This is a genomic window from Kitasatospora sp. NEAU-CNBT7 (assembly GCF_057220535.1).
The window spans coordinates 61,647-77,604 of the sequence record NZ_JBXQQB010000003.1 but is presented as its reverse complement, the minus strand read 5'-3'; the positions used below and the strand labels follow the sequence as shown (position 1 = coordinate 77,604).

9 protein-coding genes are annotated in these 15,958 nt (G+C 71.3%); 2 read left to right on the top strand and 7 right to left on the bottom strand.

Annotated features, from left to right (window positions below):
• Positions 1-52: 52 nt before the first annotated feature.
• From AC2TEW_RS05240 to AC2TEW_RS05215, 6 genes are all read right to left on the bottom strand, one after another.
• Complete coding sequence (locus AC2TEW_RS05240; RefSeq protein ID WP_484622118.1) at positions 53-1,006, bottom strand: MBL fold metallo-hydrolase; 954 nt, start codon at positions 1,004-1,006, stop codon at positions 53-55.
• A 288-nt stretch (positions 1,007-1,294) separates the two neighbouring features.
• The gene (gene xdhC / locus AC2TEW_RS05235) at positions 1,295-2,104 is read right to left on the bottom strand and encodes a xanthine dehydrogenase accessory protein XdhC (protein WP_484622117.1); all 810 of its coding nucleotides are present in this window, start codon (positions 2,102-2,104) and stop codon (positions 1,295-1,297) included.
• Between the two features lies 1 nt (position 2,105).
• Positions 2,106-4,577: a xanthine dehydrogenase molybdopterin binding subunit gene (xdhB, locus tag AC2TEW_RS05230; RefSeq protein WP_484622116.1), complete on the bottom strand. Its 2,472-nt coding sequence runs from the start codon at positions 4,575-4,577 to the stop codon at positions 2,106-2,108.
• Positions 4,574-6,037, bottom strand: coding sequence for a xanthine dehydrogenase small subunit (locus AC2TEW_RS05225; RefSeq protein ID WP_484622393.1), 1,464 nt, complete (start codon positions 6,035-6,037; stop codon positions 4,574-4,576). Before AC2TEW_RS05225 ends, xdhB begins: the two co-directional genes overlap by 4 nt.
• Positions 6,038-6,614: 577 nt before the next feature.
• The gene (locus AC2TEW_RS05220) at positions 6,615-7,667 is read right to left on the bottom strand and encodes an alpha/beta hydrolase (protein ID WP_484622115.1); all 1,053 of its coding nucleotides are present in this window, start codon (positions 7,665-7,667) and stop codon (positions 6,615-6,617) included.
• Between the two features lie 381 nt (positions 7,668-8,048).
• On the bottom strand, positions 8,049-10,424 hold the full coding sequence (locus tag AC2TEW_RS05215) for an NB-ARC domain-containing protein (RefSeq protein WP_484622114.1): 2,376 nt from the start codon (positions 10,422-10,424) through the stop codon (positions 8,049-8,051).
• Positions 10,425-10,643: 219 nt separating this feature from the next.
• Between AC2TEW_RS05215 and AC2TEW_RS05210 the strand changes: the two genes are divergently transcribed.
• On the top strand, positions 10,644-11,084 hold the full coding sequence (locus AC2TEW_RS05210; protein WP_484622113.1) for a hypothetical protein: 441 nt from the start codon (positions 10,644-10,646) through the stop codon (positions 11,082-11,084).
• Positions 11,085-11,352: 268 nt separating this feature from the next.
• Positions 11,353-11,721 carry a hypothetical protein gene (locus AC2TEW_RS05205; protein ID WP_484622112.1) on the top strand — a complete coding sequence of 123 codons (369 nt, stop codon included), beginning with the start codon at positions 11,353-11,355 and terminating at the stop codon, positions 11,719-11,721.
• A 458-nt stretch (positions 11,722-12,179) separates the two neighbouring features.
• Here AC2TEW_RS05205 and AC2TEW_RS05200 read toward each other — a convergent pair whose 3' ends face one another.
• The gene (locus AC2TEW_RS05200) at positions 12,180-15,626 is read right to left on the bottom strand and encodes an NACHT and WD repeat domain-containing protein (RefSeq protein ID WP_484622111.1); all 3,447 of its coding nucleotides are present in this window, start codon (positions 15,624-15,626) and stop codon (positions 12,180-12,182) included.
• Positions 15,627-15,958 lie beyond the last annotated feature (332 nt).

Sequence of the window (15,958 nt, the reverse complement as noted above, 5' to 3'; positions counted from 1 at the left end):
TCAAGCCCGACCTCGGCCTGTTCGCTGATCTGCGCCGCCTCGCGGGGGTTCGCTACCGTCCACGCTGCGCGGCTCGTCGAGGCGTCGTCCCGACCGCTCCGGGTCTGGGCGCGTCCAGGGGCCGCCAGGCCGGACCGTCTCCATCGTGCCCGCCTCCGTCCAGCCGGACGTGTCCGAAGACCACGTCGGCGAAGTGAACGCCGAAGCCGACCGTGCCGGGCTCCGCCAGCTCGGCGACGAGGCGACGGCGGTGGTCGGCGGCCAGGGCGGGGTCGTGGTCGAAGGCCGCGGACCAGTCGGGGTGGTCGATCTGGATCGGCGAGATCACGGCGTCGCCGAAGGCGATCAGACGCCGTCCGCCCCCGGTGATCACGTACTCGGCGTGCCCGACGGTGTGGCCGGCGGTGACCCGCACGCGGACGCCGGGGAAGACCTCCTGCCCGTCCGTGACCGTCCGCACGTGCGGCGCGAGGACCGCGGCCTGCTCGGCCATGCCCTGGGCCTCCAGGAGGTCGCGCCGGTCCCACTCCGGCTCGGAGATCAGGTAGTCGGCGTGGCCGAACACGGGCCGGTCGCCGCCGGGAGCGGGATGGCAGGCCCAGCCGAGGTGGTCGAAGTGGAGGTGCGTGAAAGCCACCGCTTCGATGTCCTCGGGGCGGCGGCCGAGTTCGGCCAGACTGCGCAGGAGCGCACCTCCCCGGATCGCGCCGAGCGGGCCGTCCGGAGCCTCGTACGCCCGCGGGCCGAAGCCCGCGTCGATCAGCAGCGCGCGGTCACCGTGCTCCACCAGCAGACCACCGACGCTCCCCACCAGGCGGCCGGCGGCGTCCAGGTACTCGGGATGCGCGGCCCACACCTCCTCCGTGGTGTCCTGGAGCAGCTGCATCGGCCGGAGCCGCACATCACCGTCCGGCACGTACGACACCTTGGTGTCACCCAGCCACATCGAGCGGATTCCCGCCGGTCGACGCAGCCGCTCGCCGCGGTCGTCCCTCAAGCCACCCATGGATATCCCTATCTGATGTGTCATCAGCCAACCGGCGTCGCCCCTGCAATCGCGCTGCGGCCCTTGACCGACGATCACCGCGTCGTTCGAGGTGCCCATCTCACGTCTCCCGTGTACCAGGCTCTGCCAGCGGCCTGCTCGAGGACGGGTCGGCGGGTCCGGGTCCATACCGACGGGCGAAGCGATCAGTGCCCCGGCGGCGACGCTGTCCGCCGGGTGGAAGGACAGCATGGTGGAGCTGTCGTCGCCGGCAAACGATCACCCCGTCTTCGCGAACGCAGTGGGGAGTCAGTATCCTTCGGCTTCGAAGGTGCGCAGCAGATCGGCAGCGACGCTCACGGCAATGGTCGCCGGATCCTTGCCGGTGATGTCGGCCAGCCCGATCGGGGTCTTGATCCGGTCGATGCTGGCCTGGTCGTGACCGCCCTCGGTGGCGAGGCGCTTGCGGAACCGCACCCACTTGGCCGCCGACCCGATCAGCCCGATGGAGCCGAGATGGGTTGTGCGCAAGGCGGCGTCGCACAGCGCGGCGTCCTCGGCGTGATCATGAGTCATGATCAGGACGTGGGTGCCGCGCGGCAACTCCGCCAGCACCTCCTCGGGCAGCAGCGGTGTGTGCTGCACGGTCACCTGCGCCACCGCGTCTGCCAGCACGTCGAGCCGCTCCTCGGTGAGGATGTCGGAGCGGGTGTCGATCAGATGGAGGTCGAGGTCCTGGCGTGCGAGGATGCGCGCCAGTTCCAGCCCCACGTGCCCGACGCCGAAGATCGCCACCGCTCGTACCGTCGGCAGCGGTTCGAGCAGCACCGAGACCGTGCCGCCGCAGCACTGCACGCCGTGCTGGTTGACCACCTTGTCGTTCAGGGCGAAGTCGATCAGCTCCGGCGCGGGCTTGGACGCGGCGATCAGCTCTCGCGCCCGGTCGATCGCGACGGCCTCGACATTGCCGCCACCGATCGAGCCCCACGTCTCGGTCTGCCCGACCACGAGTTTCGCACCGGCGTCGCGCGGCGCGTGGCCGCGCACGGTCGCGACGGTCACCAGCACTCCGGCCTCCCGGCGTGCTCGCAGCCGTGCCACCGCGGCGACCCACGTCATGTCAGGCACCGCTCCACGCTTGTGCATCGGATTGGATCCTGCCGACGGCGATGTGCCCGCTTCCGGCCTGGCCGTTGGTGGCAGACCCGTTGCGGGTTCGGCCGCTACGGGCGTCACCGTTGCGGGCGTCACCGTTGCGTGAGGCATCGCCCTGGCGGGCCGCCTGGATCGCCCAGTAGACCGCCTCCGGTGTCGCGGGTGAGGCCAGCTCGACGCTGACACCGCTCGGCCCGAAGGCGGCGGCGGCCTGCCGCAACGCTTCCCGCACCGAGAACGCCAGCATTAGCGGAGGCTCACCCACCGCCTTGGACCCGTACACCGCGCCCTCTTCGGTGGCGTTCTCCAGAAGCGTGACGTTGAACTCCTCCGGCATCTCCGAGAAGCTCGGCAGCTTGTAGGTGCTCGCGGCCTGGGTCAGCAGCCGGCCGCGGTTCGGCCCGTCACTGGCGTCCCAGCGCAGGTCCTCGAGCGTCAGCCAGCCCGCTCCCTGCACGAAACCACCCTCGACCTGACCGATGTCGATCATCGGGGACAGGCTGTCGCCGACGTCGTGCACGATGTCCACCCGCCGGATGCGGTAGGCGCCGGTGAAGCCGTCCACCTCCACCTCGGCCGCGGCGGCGCCATGGGCGAAGTACTTGAACGGCGAACCCCGGAAAGCCTTCGCGTCCCAGTGCAGACCCTCGGTCCGGTAGAAACCGGCCGCCGACAGCTGGACCCGCTGGAGGTACGCGGTGCGCACCAGGTCGTCCCAGGCCAGCTCCTTGTCGCTGCCCAGGGCACGCGCGACGCCCTCGACGATCCGTACATCCGAGGCATGCGAGCCCAGCTGGGTGCCGGCCACCTGCAGCAGCCGGTCGCGCAGTTGCTCGCAGGCGTTCTTCACCGCCGCACCGTTGAGATCCGCCCCGGCACTGGCGGCGGTGGCAGAGGTGTTGGGCACCTTGTCCGTTCGCGTCGGGGCCAGTCGCACCTTGGGCAGCGGGATGCCCAGCGTGGTCGCGGCCACCTGCAGCATCTTGGTGTGCAGGCCCTGGCCCATCTCGGTGCCGCCGTGGTTGATCAGGACCGAGCCGTCCTTGTAGATCAGCACCAGCGCGCCGCCCTGGTTGAAGGCGGTGAGGTTGAAGGAGATCCCGAACTTGAGGCCGGTGATCGCAAGTGCCCGCTTGGTGTTCGGGTTCGAGGCGTTGAAGGCGGCGATCTCGCGCCTGCGATCGGTGATGCCGGCGTTGTCCTGGACCTGTTGCCAGACGGCGGTGATCCGTTCGGGGTGAACGACCGGCTGTCCGTACGGCGTCGACTGACCCTGCCGGTAGAAGTTGCGCTCCCGCAGCTCCGTCGGATCGAGGCCGAGCAGCGGCGCGCACCGGCCCATGATGTCCTCGATCACCAGCATGCCCTGCGGTCCGCCGAAGCCGCGGAAGGCGGTGTTGGAGACCTTGTTGGTCTTGGCGATGCGACCGGCGATGCGCGCGTTGGGGATCCAGTAGGTGTTGTCGATGTGGCACAGCGCACGGGCCACCACCGGCTCGGAGAGGTCCAGGCTCCAGCCGCCGTCCGCGGTCAGCGTGGCGTCCAGGGCCTGGATCCGGCCGTCGGCGTCGAAGCCGATCTTCCAGGTGGCGTTGAACCCGTGCCGCTTGCCGGACATAGTCAGATCCTGGGTACGGTTGAGCCGCACCCGAACCGGCCGACCGGTCAGTCTGGCGCCGAGCGCGGCGACGGCCGCGAACCCGTGCGGCTGCATCTCCTTGCCGCCGAAGCCGCCGCCCATCCGCAGACACTGCACGGTCACCTCGTGGCTGGGCAGACCGAGCACGTGCGCGACGATCTCCTGGGTCTCCGAGGGATGCTGGGTGCTGCTCTGGACGAACACCTGCTCGGCCTCGTCGATGTGGGCCAGCGCCGCGTGCGTCTCGAGGTAGAAGTGCTCCTGATCGGAGAACTGGAACTCGCCGGTGAACACGTGCGCGGAGTCGGCGAAGCCCGCGTCGACGTCGCCGGTCAGCAGCACGGGCCGGGCGCCGTGAAAACTGCCCGCCGCGATCGCTTCCTGCAGGGTGATCAGTGAGGGCCGTTCGTCGAGCTCCACCTCCACGGCCGCCGCACCGAGCCGGGCCGCTTCCAGGGTCTCGCCGAGCACCCAGGCGACCGCGTGGCCGTGGAACATGACCTCGTCGGGGAACAGCGGTTCGTCGTGCTTCATTCCGGCGTCGTTGACGCCGGGCACGTCCGCACCGGTCAGCACACGGACGACACCGGGTACGGCGAGCGCGGGCTCGGTGCGCAGCACGGTGATCCGGCCGTGGGCCTTCATGACCTGGACGGGGTAGGCGTGCAGTACGTCCTTGGTGCGATGGATCAGGTCGTCGGTGTAGAGCGCGTTGCCGGTGACGTGCAGGACGGCGCTCTCGTGCGGTACCGGGACGCCGACGACAGGCTTTTCGGGGCGTTCGGACAGCCGGCTCATGACGACACCGCCTCGGTGGTCCGTGCGTACAGCTTCAGCAGGCTCTGGCCGAGCATCGCGGAGCGGTAGGCGGCACTGGCGCGGTGATCGTCCATCGGCGTGCCCTCGGCCTGGAGCACCCGGGCAGCGGCCTCGACGGTCTCCGCCGCCCACGGCCTGCCCTCCAGCACCGCTTCGGTGGTGAGCGCGCGGATCGGGGTGGCGGCCACGCCGCCCAGGCCGATGCGTGCCTTGCGGACGATCCCGTCCTCGATGTCGAGCGCGAGAGCGACCGCCGCGCTGGAGATGTCGTCGAATCGCCGCTTGGCGACCTTGTGGAAGGCCGTGACCGGCGACAGCGGCCGCGGGATGCGCACCGCGCGGATCAGCTCACCGGGACGGCGCACGCTCTGGCGGTAGCCGGTGAAGTAGTCCGCCAGCGGCACCTCGCGCCGGCCGTCGGCGTCGGCGAGCACCACCGATGCCTCCAACGCGAGCAGCACCGGCGGGCTGTCACCGATGGGCGAGCCGGTACCCAGGTTGCCGCCGAGCGTCGCGGTGTTGCGGATGAGCCGGGATGCGAACTGCGGGAACAGCTCTGCCAGCAGCGGGATGCCGCCGTCGAGGTGGCGCTCGATCTCGGTGAGCGTCAGCGCCGCCCCGATCTCGACGTGGTCGGACTCGACGCGCAGTTCGCGCAGTTCGGACAGCCGGTCGACGGCGACCACGCAATCCGCCCGGCGGGAACGGATGTTCACCTCCACACCCCAATCGGTGGAGCCGGCGACCACCACCGCACCGGGCCGCTCGCGCAGCAGCTGCAGTGTCTCGGCGAGGGTGCTCCTCCGCAGGAACTCGCTGTCGTCCTGGACGTATTCGGTGGCAACCGGTGTCGGCGGGGACTGCTCGCGACGCTGTGCCAGCGGGTCCTCGTCGGTGGGCATACCGACGGCGAACGCGGCATCGCGAATCGGGCGATAGCCGGTGCAGCGGCACAGGTTTCCGCTCAACGCGTGCAGATCGAAACCGTTCGGTCCCTGCTCGTGGTCGGTGCCGTCGGCCGGGTCCGCGTGCGCGCAGCGGTCGGGCCGGTAGTACTCGGCAGCCATGCTGCAGACGAATCCCGGTGTGCAGTAACCGCATTGGGAGCCGCCGCGGACCGCCATCTCCGCCTGCACCGGGTGCAGGGTGGGCGGTTTGCCGGGTTCACCGGCGGTGGCCAGACCTTCGGAGGTGATGATCTCCTGACCGTCGAGCGCCGCGACCGGGACCAGGCAGGCGTTGACCGCCACCCAGTCGGTGGGCTTGTTCACCCCGGGACGGGCCACCAGCACCGAACAGGCCCCGCATTCGCCCTCGGCGCAGCCCTCCTTGGTGCCGGTGAGGCCACGCTCGCGAAGAAAGGCCAGCACCGTGGTGTGGGGCGCAGCCGGTGAAATCGGTGCTTCTTTCCCGTTGACCGTGATCCGCGCCGCTACCATGACAGGTCTTCGTTTCGGTGCGCGGTCGGTCGATTCATCGTCTTCGCCAATGTCAGGCAGCTTCCTGTATTCGGACTCGCCACGTGGGAGGAACGGGCGCACAATGGCGCGCCACAGCGGCGTGGCGGGAGGTCACGTGAGAGGAGCGGGCGCAGGACGGCACGCCACAACGACGTTCCGGGAGGGTTCCGGAGGTTGCGGCGGGAGGCCCCGAATGCGCCACGCACGGGCACATCGGAGACGGCGTACTCAGCAGCCGTGCGCGATCCGGCCCGGAACCCAGGCCGTGCGCCGGGCGAGGCGACCGAGATCGGAGTTGATGTACATCCGCTGGTCGCCTCCTTTCGGCGGTTATGGGTCGACTTCCACCGCAAACTAGTGGCTGAGTCCACAGCGGTCAAGAGGCTGACCTCGGTCGATCATCCAGGGGCGTACCGGGCCGCGGTGCGATCACATCGAGCGTGTTCGTGCTCCGAATCGGCCCACACTCGGGATCGTGGCGTTCCGTCCGGTCCACCGATTCGGAGAGCTCCTGGTCGGCCGGCTGCGACTGCCGGGGCAGTCCACATGCCGAACCTCAGGCCGCTGCCAGCGCCAGCCGAAGCGCACCGGCCGCCTCCGCCGTCGCCTCGCGGAAACGCCGGCCGACACCCAGGAAGTTGATGTACCCGTGGATGAGGTCCGGCTGGCGGCTGAGCGCGACCACCACTCCCGCGTCCGCCAGCCGCTGCGCGTATGCCTCGCCCTCGTCGCGCAGCGGGTCGAAGCCCGCCGTCGCGATGTACGCGGGCGGCAGTCCGGCCAGGTCGGTGGCGAGCAGCGGCGAGAGCCGGGGATCGGTACGGTCCACGCCTTCGGGCGCGTAGTGGTCGGCGAACCAGTCCATGTGCCCGCTGGTAAGGAAGAACCCGTCGGCGAAGAGCTCACGCGAGCGCCGGTGCCTCGACGCGTCGGTGGTCGGGTAGAACAGCAGCTGGAACACCGGTGCGGGCCCACCGCGCCGGGCGGCCAGCTGGGCGGTCACGGCGGCCAGGTTGCCGCCCGCGCTGTCGCCGCCGACCGCGATCCGCGCCGGGTCGCTGCCGAGGTCGGCGGCCTTGGCGTGGGCGAAGTCGAAGGCGGCCAGCGCGTCGTCCACGGCCGCGGGGAAGATGTGCTCGGGAGCGAGCCGGTACTCGACGGACAGCACTCGCACGCCCGCCCGCTGGGCGAGGAACCGCGCGGTGTTGTCGTGGCTCGTCCGGGTGCCGAGCACCCAGCCTCCGCCGTGGAAGAAGACCAGCAGCCCGGACGGCTCGGCGAGCCCGGCCGGCGTGTACAGGGTGGCCGGTATCTCGCCGTACTCGACGGGGATGCGGATCTCCCGCGTCGCCACCGGCTCGATCGGCGCGCCGCTCACCAGATGCCGCCCCAGATCCAGCGCCGCCCGCGAGTGCGCGACCCCGCCGGGGCTGACCAGGTGCGTACCCGAGAGCTGCTGCAGGCGCAGCAGCAACTGCGCGTCCAGCGCCAGCTCCTGGCCGTCCCGCCGCACCGGCGCGCCCGCGATCAGCCTCCGCAGCGGGCCGGGCAACGCGTAGGCCGCTTTCACGGCCGCCGCCTGGACCCGGACCTGGAACGGAATCGTCATCGTGCCTCCTGGCGCGCCCGCCGAGCAGTAGGGGGTTCCCCACCGCGAACGTACCGGTTGGTAGCAACCTTGAACAGAGACTCCGCCCGCGCCCGCCTCACCCTCGCGGACCTCGAGAAGCGTGCGTCCGGCCCCATCCCCGGCTGCCGGTTCGACCCGGGTCAGCACATCGATGACCTGCCGCTCGGCCCCCGCATACGCCGACGCCACCCGCTCACCCGCTCGCCCGCAGGCGGCTGTGGGGCCGCGATCGTCACCGACAACGGCGGCCACCTGACGATGTGCCCTGCGCGGCCGGGCCGGGTCTCGGTACCGCCCGGCACGGCGCGCTGCTCGCCCCGGCGTGGCGGCCAGGTCAGCGGATCACTCCAAGGCGATCGGTCAGTCCTGCCCCTGGGGGGCGCTCCAGTCTGTGGGCGTCCAGGTGGTGGCCGGTTCACCGGTGGTGGCGTCGAGCCGCTGTTGTGCAGCTGCGGCCCGGGGATGGCGGATCTCCCGATAGAGGCGCAGTGCTTCCTGCCAGACGTCCCGGGCCTTGCCGATCTGGCCGGCGGTGGCATGGGCCTCGCCGATGCCCATGCACGAGTCGGCCTGGAGGAAGTTGTCCGCGAGGTGCAGGCCGAGGTCCTGTTGTTGGCGGTAGAGACGGATCGAGGATTCGGTGTCTCCGTCCACCAGGTGGTACCAGGCGAGGTTTCCGATGGCCAGTGCCTCGTTGCGGCGGTCGTCGACCCGCCGGTAGATCGCGAGGGCTTCGTGGGTGTCGGTGACGGCCTGGGCGACGTGTCCCAGTCGCTCGTGGAGTACGCCTCGGTTCAGTAGCGCTGTCGCGCGAGGGCGAAGGCTCTGTGGGCCGTCGAGGAGTTCGAGTGCCTGGGTGCACTGGTGGACCGCTTGGTTGTAGTCCCCCCGGCTCGCCTGGACCGCGACGAGATCGACCAGCGCCCCGCCCTCGCCGGCCCGGTCGCCGATGGCCCGGTAGACCTGCCGGGCCCTCAGGTAGCTCTCCTCGGCCGCGTCGAGCCGGTCCGTGGCCCAGTGGATCCCGCCTACGCCGGACAGCATCAGCGCCTCAGCGGCTCGATCGCCGCAGGCCTGGGCGGCCTCGACCGCGAGTTGTTGCAAGGCCAGGTAGTCGTCGAAGTGGTGGCGTACGACGCGGAACTGCTTCTGCACCAGGGCGATCTGCCACACCCGCCGGTGAAGTCCGGCTTTCGCGGCGGACATCTGGATGGCGGTGAGGTTCTCCCGTTCCCGGTCGAACCAGGTCAGGCCCGCCTCGTAGCTGTCGAATGCCTCGGGCTCGACGGACCAGTCGGGAGGGCCGAGGGTCGGGGACGGCGTGTTGATCGCTACGGCCGCAGCGTGGCCGGTGGCCACTGCCCAGTCCGCCAGTCGGGCCAGTGGGGCGGCCGGGTCCGGCTCCGGTTCGGCTTCGGCCAGTTCGACCGCGAGCAGGCGCAGCAGGTCGTGGAGTTCGTAGCGGCCGGGTGTGCTCTGGTGGACGAGGTTCTCGTCCTGGAGCGATTCGAGGGCGTCATCAGCATCACTCACGGGGATTCCCGCGAGGGCGGCGACGAGGACAGGGGTGACGTCCGGGCCCGGATGGCAGCCGAGCAGACGGAAGACACGCTGAAGCGGTGCTGTGAGGCCTTGGTAGGAGAGGTCGAAGACGGGGCGCAGCGCCCGGCCGCCGGCGCGGATGGCTTCCAGGCGGCCGGTCTGCAGCCGGTTGCCCAGGTCCTCGAGGGTCCAGGCGGGCCGGGATCGTAGTCGGGCCGCTACCAGGGCGAGGGCCAGCGGGAGGCGGTCGCAGTACTCCACGATGCGTGTTGCGGCTTCGGGTTCCGCGGCGACGCGGTCGGGACCGGCGATCCGTTTCAGGAGGTCCAGCGATTCTGCTTCGGAGAAGGTGTCGACGGGCTGCGGATGCGCGCCGTCGAGGCCGGCGAGGCTGCGTCGGCTGGTGATGAGGACCAGGCAGCCGGGGTTGGCCGGGATCAGGTCGCGGACCTGTTCCTCCTCGGAGGCGTTGTCCAGCAGGATCAGCGCGGCGCGGGTGCGTAACCGGTCGCGGTACATCGCCGACCGCCCGTCCCTGTCGGCGGGGATCTGCTGGGCGGGCACGCCCAGGTGGCGCAGGAAGGACTCGAGCACCGTGGAGGGGTCTGCGGGTGGCAGCTCGGGGTCGAAGCCTCGGAGGTTCACGTGGAGTTGGAGGTCCGCGTAGTGGCCCGCGCGTACCAGCTCGTGGGCGGCGCGGATGGCGAGCTGGGTCTTGCCCACTCCGGCCATGCCCTCGATCGCGGAGATCACGACTGTGTTCGCCGCGTCCGGGATGCGGCGGCGGGTGGCCGTCTCGATGAGCTGGGCGAGGAGTTCCCGGCGGCCGGTGAAGGTGGCCAGATCCGGGGGGAGCTGGCCGAGTACTCCCGCGGGCCCGCCGGTCTTGGCCAGTCGGTGGACGTTGGCGTAGGCCTCGCGCCAGCGGGCCGTGTCCGCCTCGTTCACCCCCAGTGCCCGGACGATGGCGACGACCATGTCCAGGTCCAGGCGCCGCCGATCGGGTCTGAACGCGTCCACGACCGTGGACGCGGAGACCGTGCGGGCCGGTCGCATCAGCGGTCCGACGCGTTTGGCCAACGACCGGTACGAGGGCATTCCCGCCCACGCACGAAGCTCACCGAGCAGCCCGATGAACTGGGCGAGGTCCTCGGACCGGCTCGGATCCGGCATTCCGTCCCGTTGCTCGCTCACGACGCCCCCACCCCGAATTGGTCGTGCCCCTGACAGGAAAGTCTAGGAGCGGGTGTACGGGTTCGTGCGGGAAACGGGACATCACCCGGTCACCCTGGGCAGCCTGGTCGGGCCGCTTCGCGTAGCACCGGCGCAGGCAAGGTGCCGGCCGTCGACGCGGTACCACAGGCGATCCCGGCCCGTCGTGGGCCGGGACGTCGCTGCCGCAGAGGAGAGATCTTGAACGTCCGGAGCAGACTCGCAGCCGCCGCTCTCACCGGCGGCCTCGTCCTGGGGGGCGCCGCGCTCGCTGCCCCTGCCAGTGCAGCGGTCGCTGGGAACGGCGACTTCTGCGGGCCCACCACCCAGGTGGTCCCGGGCGGCAGCGTGTACGCCAAGGCGTGCGTCTCGATCAACAACGGCGTCTACCAGGCCCACGCGTACGTGACCAGCCAGGGCTTCGGCAACACCTTCGGCGGCTCGAACGTGTTCATCAACTCCGGCGGGCACTACTACGGCTACGGTGCCTGCAGCTTTCCGTCGCACGCGACGTTCTACAACATGACCTGCTACGGGCTCCCCCAGACGTCGAGCGTCAACGGCTACGTCCAGGGCCAGATCGAGATCGTGGTCAACGGCGGCTACTACAAGGCCTTCTCGCCGTCCGAGTACGTCGGCTGAGCCGATCGGCCGAGCCGCACCACTACGGCACCGAACGCGACGCAGGAGCGCCGCCGGCGCCTACGACCCCGACAGCGCGGGTGGCGCCGGGCGCGGTCCACGGCACCTCCCGGCCCTGCGGGCGTCAGCCTGAAGGCCGGCCGCGCCCGAGGCCGGCCGACCACCGTTCCCGTCCGGCCCCACGAAGCATCCGAGTTCGACCGGCGTCGCGCCCGAGGGGTGCACACCGGAAGGCCTTTGAGAACAACCAACACCCATGGAGGACAACGTGAGGATCAGCAAGAAGGTCAAGCTCGCCGTCGTGGGAGCCATCGCGGGCGGTGCGCTGCTCGCGTCCACCGCCGAGGCCTCCGCCGCGACCTACGACGGCGGGTCCGTGTGGGCGTACGGCTGCAACGGCTACATCATGAAGGACTCGGGCAACTGGGCGTACGCCGCGGTCTCGGGCCCCTGCTACATCAGCATCGACCAGACGAACAAGAACACCGGCGGATGGGCGAAGCCCGGTGGCTGGTACGGGTACTCCACCGGTGACGCCTACTTCGGCGACGGCGTCCACGGGGTGACCGCCTGCATCACCCCCTTCTCCGACACCAACTTCTCCTACGAGACCTGCGGACCTCTGGTCTGGCACTGACCCCTTCCTGATCGCCCCAGGGCGAGCGGAGGCCGGCGACCGAACCCGAGGTGCCAGGCGCACGGCGATGCGGGGGCCGAACGCGTCGGGGCCGGTGGTGCCGACCGGGTGAACCCTGCGATCGATGCGGGAGAGCAGTCCGAGGGGCAGTCGAGCGGGACCTTCCCGCCCGACTGCCCCTCAGGTGCTCTTCGGGGCACCTCACCCGGCGTTCGACCAGGGGGCCTTGAGTCCGGGAGGCCCCCCACGTCGCCCTTCTCCTGGGCACACCCCGGGCAACTGCCCGCAGCCGCGACAAGATACGCCGGATCAAGAGCACCACCGCTGCCAGCCTTCCCTTCCCACACGCTTCCCAGGCCGTGCAGATCGTGCGCCGCCGGCGCACCGACATCGCAGCCGGGCTTCGTCACCACTCCCGCGACATCACCGGTTCAACGGGGCGGGGCGGAGCGTGGGTGTCAGCGCTTGTCCGGCAGCAGGAATGCGCGGCGCTCCTCGGTGCTGAGTTCCCGGAACACCCTCTTGCGGGCGCGCCGCAGCAGGCCGTCGACGTCGTGTCCGGCCAGGGTCCAGATGCGTACGGTTCGGTCGCGGGAGGCGGTCGCGAGGCGCTTGCTGTCAGGGTGCCAGGCGAGGCTGTTGCTCCAGTCGGCGTGGACGCCGAGTACGGCGACCTGGGTGGCGGTGTCCGGGTTCCAGAGCCGGACCGTGCGGTCACGGGACACGGACGCGATGCAGGCGCCGTCAGGTGACCAGGCGACGTCCTGGACCGGGCCCTCGTGGCCGGCCATGGCGGCGAGTTCGGTGCCGCCGAACGGGTCCCACAGCCGAATCGTGTGGTCGCGGGAGCCCGTGACCAGACGGCGGCCGTCGGGTGACCAGTGGACCCTCCAGACGTGGTCCTGGTGGCCGTGCAGGGTGGTGACGGCGGTGCCGACGGCGGTGTCCCAGACGATGGCGGTGCGGTCCGTGCTCGACGTGGCGAGGTAGCGGCCCTCCGGTGACCAGGCCGTACCGCCGATCCAGTCCGCGTGGCCGCGCAGGATGTGGACGGTCGCACCGGTGGCGGCGTCCCAGATGCGAGCCGTGCCGTCGCGGGAGGCGGTGGCCATGCGGTTGCCGTCGGGAGACCAAGTGACGTGGGACAGTTCGCCGGCATGCCCGTTCAGGACGATGTCGTCGCCGCTGCCGTCCGCCCGCCACACGACAGCCGTGCCATCGCGCAGAGCGGTGACCAGACGGGTGCCGTCCGGGGCCCATGTCACCGCGGACACCTCACCTCCGCGCCGGACGCGGGTGGTACGGCCGGTGGCGAGGTCCCGGATACGCACGGAGCCGTCCTGGCCGGCGGAGGCGATGCGCGTCCCGTCGGGCGCCCAGGCGACGTGGAGGACCGCGTCGGCCTGGCCGCCGAGGACGTCGGTCGATTCGGTGACGTCCCACACGGCCGCGGTCCGGTCGCGGGAGGCGGTTGCCAGCCGCTTCCCGTCGGGGGACCAGGCGACGCCGTAGATGGTGTCCGTGTGGTCGGTGAGCCGGACGTCCCCACCGGTGTCGTCGAGGCTCCATACGTGGGCCGTACGGTGCGCGTCGCCACCGGCCAGGCGGGTGCCGTCCGGGGACCAGGCCAGGGAGTTGATGACCTCCGGGTTCTCCAGCGTCCGCTGCGCCTCCCATCCGACGGTGTCCCAGATCCGAACGGTCCGGTCACCGGAGGCCGAAGCGAGCCGGCGGCCGTCCGGCGACCATCGGACCGACTCGATGTTGTTCCGGTGATCGGTGAGCACCGTGACGAGGCCTGCCGTGGCCGAGGCCCAGACCCGCACCGTGCCGTCTTCTCCGCCGCTGGCCAGGTGTTCTCCGTCCGGTGACCAGGTCACGCTCCAGACCATGCGCTCGTGCCCGCGCAGCACCGCGCATTCGGTGTACGTGTCGGTGTCCCAGATCCGCACGGCGCGGTCGCTGCCGACGGACGCGAGGCGGGTGCCGTCGGATGACCAGGCGACACCGCCGACCCCCTGCTCCCGGTCGCCGGTCACCGCCGTGTGGCGGAGGACGGCCAGTTCGGCCCAGGTGTCCGTGGACCGGACGCGGACGGTGGAGTCCCTGCAGCCGACGGCAAGCCTGAGCCCGTCGGGGGCCCAGACCACCGCTTGCACCCGGGCGCCGTCCCGCTCGAGCACGACCGGTTGGTCGTCGCCCTCCGGGCGCCACACGCGGACGGTGCCGTCGTCGCTCGACACGGCCAGCCGCTGGGCGTCCGGCGACCAGGCCACCGCGGATGCGCCGCGTTCGAATCCGCGCAGCACCGCGCGCAACCGTGAGGCGCCCAGGGCCGTGTGCAGCGCCTGGACCGCGCCGGGTGTGGCCGCGCACTCCTCGACCGCCGCAAGGGCGGCGAGCACGGCGGCCTCGGGCTCCGTGTCGAGGACTTCGAGGGCCCGGACGGCCACCGCGTTCGCGGCACGTTCCATCGCCGCCCGATCCGCGCGTAGCGACCGGTCCACGAACTCCTCGACCAGCGGTGTCGCGCCGACCGTCCGCGCCGACTGCGCCAGCCACCGCTGTACGACGGACAGCCGCTCCCCTGTGAGGAGGTACGCGTCCCGGCGCTGCGCGCGGTCCCAGTCCTGCACCCAGCGTTCCAGCTCGGTGCGGCGGCGCAGGTCCTCGGTACGCGCGACGACCGCCTGGCGCAGCGGCGCCCACTGGCGGAACAGCGCCTCGTGCGCCACGTCCAGTACGCCCCCGTCGCTGGTGAGCAGGCGTCCGGCGACGAAGGCGTCGGCGACCTCCTGCTCATCCGGGGCGAGGTCGCCGCGGCGGACCCGCCGACGGGTGGCCTCATTGCCGTCGACGGTGACGAACCGCAGCAGGGTGGGGATCACGGGTGCGTCCGCCAGCTCGGCGGCGATCCGGTCGGCCCTCTCGGACAGGGCTCCGGCGACGCCGCCGAGGCCGCGGTAGGTTTCCTCGGTCACCGTCCCGCCGGACCCTCCGGCGCGCAGGTACAGCTCCTGGAGCGTGTAGGCGAGCAGTGGCAGCGCGTCGCCGCCTCCGCAGTCGTCGACCATGCGGGCCACGACGCCGGGCGCGAAGGTCAACCCGGCCTGCTCGGCGGGCTTTTCGATGACCTCGTACAGCGCGTCCCGAGCGAGCGTGCCGACGATGGTCGGCTCGCACACCAGCTCGGCGAGGCCGGACTCCAGGAACCCGGTGAGGAAGTCCGAGCGCAGAGTGGCCACCATCCACAGCCGCGGGTCACGGCGCAGCGCGTCCCGTACGGCGGCGAGGAACGCGTCGCGCTCCTCGGGCCCGGACAGGGTGAGCAACTCCTCCAGTTGGTCGATGACGAGCAATGCGGGTCGCTCGGCCGGCAGTTGGGTCAGTCGCTGTTGCAGGGCGGCGACCGGGGCCGCCCCTGGCGAGAACGGTGCTGCGACCGCCCAGCGTCCCCGCCGCCGGGCCAACGCCGGCAGCAGCCCGGCCCGCACCAGCGACGATTTGCCACTGCCCGACGGCCCGACCACGGTCACGAACCGCTGCGCCCGCCTCGGCGCCGCCGGGTGCAGCCGTCCGACCAGGTCGGCGATCTCCCGGTCCCGCCCGAAGAAGACGGCTGCGTCGTCCTCTGTGAAGGCTTCCAGGCCCGGGTACGGAGGCTGGGCCTGGTCCCATGTCCGGCGCACCGGCGACGGCCGGTCGAGAAGGTGCAGCGCGATCCGGCCTCCGACGAGAAGCACCAACGCGACACCGATCAACGGCACCGACCAGTCCCGCAACAGCCGCAGCGGCAGCGGCACATGGCCCGCTTGACCGGTCGCGTAGTTGGTCGCCATGCCCAGCAGCGTCCCGATCACCATGAGCAGGACATCGACCACGAGTTTGATGGGCCGTCGCTCCACAGATCGACAACCTATCCGGCGGAGAGGCTCGGATGGCCGGGATCCCCACAAGTAGCAACTGCCGTTCCGATCTCGGGCCGTCGGGCACGTCGGCCGGGCGCGGCACCGATCACCGGCGGCGGCTCGAGGCCGTGCCCACCTCCGTCTTCCTGGGTACCGAGAAATCCCCGTCGCGCCCGGGTTCGCACGGTGGCCCGTGCCGCGCAACAGGCCGAGGGCCGACCCACTGGCGATGGGCTGTCGATTTGTCGATCACCCTGTCTTGTGCGATGTCCGAGGCGCAGCTGCCGGCCGAGAGGTGGGGCCACCGACGTCCCGGGAGACCCCGGGCA